This window comes from Helicobacter sp. UBA3407 (assembly GCF_949747025.1).
Taxonomy (GTDB): Bacteria; Campylobacterota; Campylobacteria; order Campylobacterales; family Helicobacteraceae; genus Helicobacter_D; species Helicobacter_D ganmani.
In genome coordinates this window covers 1-6157 of record NZ_CATKCB010000082.1, presented here as the reverse complement: position 1 = coordinate 6157, position 6157 = coordinate 1, and the positions used below count along the sequence as shown (strand labels likewise).

The following is a 6157-nucleotide window of genomic DNA, read 5'->3' as shown; positions in this document are numbered from 1 at the left end:
GAATGCGAAAGATTAGTGCAATCCGTCCTAGAGCTAAATCTCAATGGATTCCAAATCACTTTTGAGTTATTAGACCACCACAAAAGCGGGCAAGAATGCGCACAAACTTATGAATGGTATTTTTTGGACACCAAACGATGTGCTACACATATCGTTTATGATACACTGCTTACGCGTTATGGGCTTTGCGATTCTGTAAGGCAATGGCTTGAACCAATGGTGAAAATGATTAATAGTGTGGATTTATGGTTGGAAGAGGGTTATGCCTTTGAGTTTGGCAAAGTCGCAATGCGAATGATTGTAGAATGCAAAGAGCTCAATCGCTTTATGTTTGATAAAGAAGACCGCGAATACAAACTTGCTTTATTAAAAGAATCCGCAAAATTTCTTGGACAAGAAAAGGGAGAAATTCTGCTAGATAATGCGATTTTAGAGATGAAAAAATGCTTTTTGAAAGGCAGCTTGTTAAGTGCCACACTTGATAATCTAATCTCAAAATACCAAAGCGAGCTTTTGGCGCAAAAAGCAGAATCTTGCAGTATATATTGGAAGCAATATAGAGGATTTTTGAGTTATAGCATTGGCAATATCTCCGTGCTTGCAAACTTATTTTTAAAAAACAATCCACAATTTGATTTCTTCATAGATGTGAGTGCGCGTGGAAATGTAAGCTTGCGTGCCAATAATGCTTGCGATGTAAGTGTTTTAGCGAAAAATTACTTCAATGGAGGAGGACACGCAAATGCAAGTGGTGGCAAAATAGATGGTTTTAAAGAAAGTTTTATCTATGATAATATTAAAGAGTGTGTGCAAAATATCTTAAAAGGAGAAGAATATGAATAAAGACAGAATCAAAGAGCTAGAAGAAGAAGTGGAGGAGTTATCCATTCAATTAAGCGATATGCTTTGCGTGACGTTAATCTTAAGCGGTGTGAAAGAATCCTCTATGCAAGAGGCATTAGACGCTTATATTGACGGATTAGATGAGCAAAGCGTAGAATATGGTGTCAATGAGATTTTACAGAATCTCAAGCAACTCAAACAAACACACCCGCATTTTTTTGCCTAAAAGAGATTCTATGGAAACAAAAAGAATCGCTATTTTATTTAGCGGCAATGGAAGCAATTTAGAGGCACTCATCAAATCTTTGCACAAAAAATGCTTTCTCCCTAGCAAACGACCCGAAAATATAAAACAAAGCACAATTGGAGGATTCTTGATTGGAGATGTTTTGATTGAGGGATTCTTGATTGGAGGATTAGCGCATACATTTAAGCTAATAGAACCCGATTGCGCAAAGGGCAAACATTCCAACAAAGCCTTTAAGGTGGAGGTTGTCTTGGCTTTGAGTAACAAAAGCGACGCATTTGGACTTACGCGCGCCAAAAGACTAGGAATCGCCACAGAAGTGATTGAGAATGCAGGGAAAACAAGAGAGGAATTTGATGCACAATTAATTACAACCCTGCAAGAATTTAAACTAGATTTATGCGTATTGGCTGGATTTATGCGAATCTTGACACCGATTTTTACGCAAAAGATTCGCGCTATCAATATCCACCCCTCACTTTTGCCCCTTTTCAAAGGCGCGCACGGAATCTTAGAATCCTACAACTCACCTATGCGCCTAGGAGGTGTGAGTGTGCATTATGTCAGCGAAGAACTAGATAGCGGGGAAATCATTGCACAAGGAGCAATCACAAAAATTGCGGGAGAAAGCTTAGAATCCTATGAAGCGCGTATCCACAAACTAGAACATACATTGTATCCACTTGCATTACTAGAAGCACTCACAAGGAAAAAATAATGCGCATTTTACACACAGAATGGTCGGGTGGCTTTGGCGGACAGGAGATTCGGATTCTAAACGAAATGCAAGAAATGCGTAGGCGTGGCTGCCATCTTGCGCTTGCTACCAAAGAGGACGCTAGAATCTTACCCAAAGCAAAAGAATATGGTTTTACCACCTTTACCCTACCCTTTAGGCGCAAAACCGACATAGAGAGCATCTACAAACTCCATAAAATCGCAAGAAACTTTGATATTATCAACACGCATAGTGGCATAGATACTTGGTTGGGTGGATTAGCTAGTATCGGGAGCGGAGCGAAGTTTATCCGCACAAGACATTTATCTAACAAAATTCACCCCTCGCGCTTAAACTTTATTAACTCCCTAGCAGATTTCATCATTACCACAGGAGAAAGTATTCGTGAAGCAATGATACGAGAAAATCGTATCAAACCAGAGAGGATTCTCTCTATACCCACAGGCATTGATACAGAAACTTTTTACAAAGAAAAATATAACAAAGAAGCAATGAAAACAAAATACAATCTCCCACAAAATAAATTGATTATAGGCAATTTAGGCGTTTTGCGCGCAATGAAAAGACAAGATGTTTTTATTGAAGTCGCACGTGGAATTTGCCAAAAATATCCCGATGTATTTTTTGTGATTGCAGGTAGCGGAGATGGACAAGTGTGTTTAGAAAATCTTGCAAAGGAAGTCAATCAGGCGGCAAATCAAGAAATCGTGCGCTTGCTTGGACACATTGAAAATCCTGCGGAATTTTTGGCAACTTTGGATATATTTATGCTTACTAGCGATAGAAATGAGGGTGTGCCACAAAGCCTAATGCAAGCTCTCGCTATGGAAATTCCAAGTATTGCAGGCAATATAGGGTCTATCGCGGATTTGCACTTTTATTCTCAAGGTAAGCCAAATTTCATTCTCACGCAAAATCCAAACTTAGAGGAGTTTATAGAAGCATTAGAATTGCTAATTAGAAAAGAGAGAAGAATCCTACCATCTCGTGATTTTATTTGTAAAAATTTCTCTCTCGTCGCAATGGGAGAGAAAACTATGCAAGTATATCAAAATCTGCTATCCTAACTCCTTGCAAGATTCCACTTGACGGGGGAGGAAATTGTTATCACAAGAATTACAACACAATTTGTAGCAATCTATAATATAAAACCTTGCTTTTAACACTTAGTTTAAAAGATTATGGGGGATTACTTCGTCCGCTTGCTTCCTTATACAAGAAAAAATCGCAAGAATGAAGTTACGCTTTTGTGCTTAGAATCAAGCTTTCGCTAGAACCCATTTGCTCCACAAAATCGCGGATTTTACTATCCAAATGCTGATTTATCATATCAGCATCTTGGCTTTGCTGCTTGATTTGCTCCACCTCTCCTGCAAAATACTGCCTCACCAATGCCTGCTCCTCCGGTGAAAGCGCATTGAGATTGCCACTCTGCTTGATTTTTGCAAGAAGTCTCATCGCCTCTTCCATTGCAGAGACATCTAACTCCTCTTTGTTTGGGGTTGTGAGACTTGCTTCTTGGGATTGTGCAACCATTTCTGCTAAAGGATTTTCTTGCGATTCCAAAATCCCCTTCAACGCGCTATATAAGCTGCCACGCGTTACTTCAAAATGTTCTTGAACGCTGATTTTGCCATTTAAATCTTTGTCTTGAGAGATGAAATTATCTAGTAAATCCTCTATGGTGCGCACTTCTGTATCATCACTTTTAGTATTGCCCTCTACCAAAAGTACAGAAATTGGATTGCCAAACGATTGGCTTTGGCTCAACTCAAAACTATAACCATCTCTCAGAAGCTCTCTTTCTTTTTCTGAAAACTTCCCATCTTGATTCAAATCCGCTTTTGCTCCCCCCACATTGCCCATTATCTCCGCATACCAGCCACTAACATACGCTTCTGCCTTGCCACTTAAGCGCATATTGCCATCTTCTCTAGCAAAAAAGTCTTTTTTGTTGAACTTTTCTTGCAATCGTTCCATATTTTCTTTAGAGATTAAAGCACTCACGCGCTCTCCACTTGTAGGGTCATCAAAAAGCACGAGTTGGTAGTTAGAATCCCCAACTAACTTTGATTTTATGGATTCTTTGATTTCTCTTTCTTGTGGTTTTAGTTGCAAATCTTGGCTTTCTTCATTCATTAATGTCGCCTGTGTGCGAGCATTTGCTGCTAGATAAACCTTAGAAGAAACAATGCTTCCTGCGCCATTTACAAACATTATTACTCCTTATTTTATACCGCTACAATAAAACAATGGTAGTTTCCATATCTATCAGGAACGCATTTTCTGATAAGTTTTGCCATTATATCTTTAGAATCATCAGATTTTAATGCAACTTTTTTTTCAAACACATCTGCCTCATTGTTTATCTTTGGACTCGCATACGCACACAATCCAAAAACCAATACCACACCCAAAACTATTTTACGCACAAAAAACCCTTTGTTAAAAAATATTTAATCATTATAGAAATTTATTCTTAAAAATATCGGTTAATTTTAGAAAAAACTTTATATGTTTTGCTATTTTGTTACAAATCGTTGCATAAGCTCTATTGTCTCTGCGTCCCGCTTCTCTTTGCGATTCTTTAAATCCTGCATAATTTGCTCCCATTCCGCACTTTTAAGATTCTGACCAAATTTTGCTTTCGCACTTAAAGATTCCACTAAAATTTTTCCTACAAAAGTGCCTTTTTCCTTACCGACAAACTGCCCACTCTCCATACTCATTTGAGAATTTTTAGGCTCATATTTGCGCACAAGACGCGTTAAAATATGCTTTTTCTCCTCCAAATCCTCCACGACACAAAACTGCCCCTCTAAAAAGACAGAAAAGAAAAATTGTGTCGGAATCATCGTTCCTTTCAAAAAACTTGAGGGAATATAAGCATAAGGTTTTGCCACGCTAAAGGAGACTTTTGGATTATGTTTTAGAAGCTCATATTTGCGCCCCGCCTTTGCGCCGTGTAGATAAATCTTAGAATCCTCATAGCAAAAGCTAAGTGGCACAGCATAGGGAATGCTATCAGGAATCACGAGCGTACCAAATTCTATTTTGTTTAAAAACTCTTGTATGAATCCCAAATCTTTGCAATCAAAATCACTGCGCCGCATTTTCCCTCCATTATCGCAGAATCTGCACTTCATTTTCTAGTGCGATTCCACGTTCCTTTTGCACTTTTTCTTTTGCAATCTCTATCAGTTCTAACGCTTCCTCAAAGGTAGAATCCCCAAGATTAACAAGAAAATTCGCGTGTTTCTCGCTAAAACATAGGCTTTTGTTTTTACCAAATCGCACACCCTTTAGCCCCACTGCTTCAATCAATCTCCCTGCAAAATCCCCTTTAGGATTCTTAAAACAACTCCCAAAACTAGGCTCTGTGGGCTGATTTTGGCGCATTTTTATACATTCCTCCACCAAATCAGCTCTAAAACCACTTTGTTTTTTAAAAATCCCAGCAAAAATTAACCCCTCAATCTGACTGCTACGATAGCTTAACCCTAAGTTCTCTACACCCTTAAAATCAAGCTTACCCAAAGAGTCTAATTGCAAGATTCCGAGTGTTACTTTTTGAATCTCATAGCTTTTTAGTCCCGCATTCATCTTGAGGATTCCGCCCATACTTCCGGGCAATCCACAAAGAATCTCAAACCCTCCCAAATTCTTGCGTTTAGCATAGGAAAATAGCTTGCCGCTAGGTGTAGCCGCACCAACTTCCAAACTATCTCCTAAGTCCTTAATATAATCAAATGCTTTGCTTAAAACGCAGAGATTCTTAGCATTTGGAGCAATCAATAGATTGTTTGCCTTGCCGATGATTTGCGGGGAAGCCTGCTCCAAGAGAGCAATATAATCTTGGGGCGATTCTATATAATTTAATGCAAGCCGTGTGCCAATCCGCACGCTCGTATAACACGAAAAATCTACAATTTTTTGAAACATTGGAATCTAAAAAAGAAAGCTTGGCATTAGATTAAAGATTCTTGTCGTAAAGTCCATTAGCATATTCAACATCCAAGGCATTGTAAAGATAATCACAACAATCACCGCTAGAATCTTTGGCACAAAAGTAAGCGTCATCTCATTAATTTGCGTCGTGGCTTGAAAAATACTAATCATCAAGCCCACTACCAACCCGACAAGTAACATCGGGAGAGAAAGGGTAAGCGTAATTTTATAAGTCTCAATCGCCAAAGCCATTAATTGCGATTCCACAATTCTCTCCTAAAAATAATCCAATTAAAAATTGCCAAAGGGAACTCACACCCTCAAACACCAACGCAAAAAACTTCGCAAGATGGACGCCAATAACTTCAAACATTATTTTT

At 38.7% G+C, this 6157-nt stretch carries 9 protein-coding genes; 4 read left to right on the top strand and 5 right to left on the bottom strand.

Annotation, left to right across the window (positions count from 1 at the left end):
* The 4 genes from Q1553_RS01870 to Q1553_RS01855 all read left to right on the top strand — a co-directional run.
* The coding region (locus Q1553_RS01870; protein WP_300842710.1) for a 3',5'-cyclic-nucleotide phosphodiesterase at positions 1-843 on the top strand (843 nt) is incomplete at its 5' end.
* Positions 836-1069, top strand: coding sequence for a hypothetical protein (locus Q1553_RS01865; protein ID WP_115551354.1), 234 nt, complete (start codon positions 836-838; stop codon positions 1067-1069). The genes Q1553_RS01870 and Q1553_RS01865, both read left to right, overlap by 8 nt.
* A 10-nt stretch (positions 1070-1079) precedes the next feature.
* Positions 1080-1808: a phosphoribosylglycinamide formyltransferase gene (locus Q1553_RS01860; protein WP_298496128.1), complete on the top strand. Its 729-nt coding sequence runs from the start codon at positions 1080-1082 to the stop codon at positions 1806-1808.
* A complete protein-coding gene (locus tag Q1553_RS01855; protein WP_297571030.1) occupies positions 1808-2896 on the top strand; it encodes a glycosyltransferase family 4 protein in 1089 nt (362 codons plus the stop codon). The genes Q1553_RS01860 and Q1553_RS01855 overlap by 1 nt, the downstream gene beginning before the upstream one ends.
* Positions 2897-3068: 172 nt before the next feature.
* On the opposite strand, the gene Q1553_RS01850 is transcribed toward Q1553_RS01855, so the two are convergent.
* The 5 genes from Q1553_RS01850 to fliQ form a co-directional block, all read right to left on the bottom strand.
* Positions 3069-4046, bottom strand: a complete 978-nt coding sequence (locus Q1553_RS01850; protein ID WP_115551357.1) for a hypothetical protein — start codon at positions 4044-4046, stop codon at positions 3069-3071.
* Positions 4047-4060: 14 nt separating this feature from the next.
* The gene (locus tag Q1553_RS01845) at positions 4061-4261 is read right to left on the bottom strand and encodes a hypothetical protein (RefSeq protein WP_115551358.1); all 201 of its coding nucleotides are present in this window, start codon (positions 4259-4261) and stop codon (positions 4061-4063) included.
* A gap of 90 nt (positions 4262-4351) precedes the next feature.
* On the bottom strand, positions 4352-4942 hold the full coding sequence (locus tag Q1553_RS01840) for an FMN-binding negative transcriptional regulator (RefSeq protein WP_115551359.1): 591 nt from the start codon (positions 4940-4942) through the stop codon (positions 4352-4354).
* A 10-nt stretch (positions 4943-4952) separates the two neighbouring features.
* Positions 4953-5771, bottom strand: a complete 819-nt coding sequence (locus Q1553_RS01835; RefSeq protein WP_115551360.1) for a UDP-N-acetylmuramate dehydrogenase — start codon at positions 5769-5771, stop codon at positions 4953-4955.
* Between the two features lie 6 nt (positions 5772-5777).
* On the bottom strand, positions 5778-6044 hold the full coding sequence (gene fliQ, locus Q1553_RS01830; protein WP_026943775.1) for a flagellar biosynthesis protein FliQ: 267 nt from the start codon (positions 6042-6044) through the stop codon (positions 5778-5780).
* Positions 6045-6157 lie beyond the last annotated feature (113 nt).

Bases quoted from the DNA above. Each gene is read 5' to 3' on its own strand.
- Q1553_RS01840 (WP_115551359.1), bottom strand. From the start codon at position 4,942: ATGCGGCGCAGTGATTTTGATTGCAAAGATTTGGGATTCATACAAGAG.
- Q1553_RS01865 (WP_115551354.1), top strand. From the start codon at position 836: ATGAATAAAGACAGAATCAAAGAGCTAGAAGAAGAAGTGGAGGAGTTA.
- Q1553_RS01850 (WP_115551357.1), bottom strand. From the start codon at position 4,046: ATGTTTGTAAATGGCGCAGGAAGCATTGTTTCTTCTAAGGTTTATCTA.
- Q1553_RS01855 (WP_297571030.1), top strand. From the start codon at position 1,808: ATGCGCATTTTACACACAGAATGGTCGGGTGGCTTTGGCGGACAGGAG.
- Q1553_RS01860 (WP_298496128.1), top strand. From the start codon at position 1,080: ATGGAAACAAAAAGAATCGCTATTTTATTTAGCGGCAATGGAAGCAAT.
- Q1553_RS01835 (WP_115551360.1), bottom strand. From the start codon at position 5,771: ATGTTTCAAAAAATTGTAGATTTTTCGTGTTATACGAGCGTGCGGATT.